Below are 1,001 nucleotides of genomic sequence, written 5' to 3'. Positions count from 1 at the left end.
TAGCACCGGGCATTTTACTCAGGTGGTGTGGAAGAAGAGTACCCAATTAGGGTGTGGTGCAGCCCAGGGCGTCAAAACTATTCAAGGTAGACAATATAACGCCTTCTATGTCGTCTGCCAATATGGGCCTGCGGGTAATGTGCTTGGGCAGTTTTCTGATAACGTTATGGCACCTTAGTTGTGTGTCAGTTAGCTGAAGGGGTGACTCGGATGTTAACAGTTATCGATGATGAGCGTCCCACTATTTTTGCTTAAGCTATCAGGATTCAGCCGTCAGGATTCAGCTGACCGCTGAATCCTGACGGCTGATAGCTTAGATTTACCCTGCTTGAGATTTAGTCAATAATTTCATAATTTCTACAATCTCCCCCTGTCGCTGAGAGAGTTGTTCCTGTCGCTCATCTAAGTTTTCCATCATGCCATACACTCGGGATTGACTTTGAGCTAAATTAGACTGAGATTGTGCTAAATCGGCCATCACAGAATACAGTCGAGAGCGATCGCGTTTCAATTCACTAACAGTATCGGTTAGAGCTTCGATAGCACGAGCATTAGAATCAGTTCTGTGACCGAGCTGTTCAATCTGTTGGGTAACAGCATCGATCCTGTGACCAAGCTGTTCAATCTGTTGGTCGATGCGCTCAATGGCAGTTAGTAAACGGTTGAAACGGGTATCAAACTGGTCTGAGTTTGTCATTTGCTGCAAGAGTGTTTAGTGTTTTCTCAAGATCTGTAAGCTATCAGCAGTCAGCGGTCAGCCGTCAGCTTATTTTCTTCAAAAGCACCAATTGCGCTACGGGCATGCTGCGCGAACAGTAGCACCATCTGTAGCCCATAGGCTGATAGCCCATAGGCTGATAGCTGATCACTGATAGCTGACGGCTAGTGGTTCGCGCATCCTAATTAGATTGAGTCAATAACTTCAGAATTTCTACAATCTCCCCTTGTCGGTTAGACAGTTGTTCCTGTCGCTGGGAAAGTTGTTCATGTCCCTGAGAAAA

General features: G+C 46.0%; 2 protein-coding genes. One reads left to right on the top strand and one right to left on the bottom strand.

Annotation, left to right across the window (positions count from 1 at the left end; translation table 11 throughout):
- Nucleotides 1–178, top strand: a 178-nt coding sequence (locus F6K49_RS53120) for a CAP domain-containing protein (protein ID WP_293111201.1), incomplete at its 5' end; no start/stop codon positions are given.
- Between the two features lie 141 nt (nt 179–319).
- On the opposite strand, the gene F6K49_RS53115 is transcribed toward F6K49_RS53120, so the two are convergent.
- Nucleotides 320–697, bottom strand: a complete 378-nt coding sequence (locus tag F6K49_RS53115; RefSeq protein WP_293111198.1) for a hypothetical protein — start codon at nt 695–697, stop codon at nt 320–322.
- Nucleotides 698–1,001 lie beyond the last annotated feature (304 nt).

The sequence above is a fragment of the Moorena sp. SIO3I6 genome (assembly GCF_010672095.1).
The sequence above is the reverse complement of the archived record's forward strand: the minus strand, read 5'-3'. Positions and strand labels throughout refer to the sequence as shown.

Excerpts from the sequence above, each read along its gene's own strand:
- F6K49_RS53115 (WP_293111198.1), bottom strand. The coding sequence starts at position 697 with ATGACAAACTCAGACCAGTTTGATACCCGTTTCAACCGTTTACTAACT.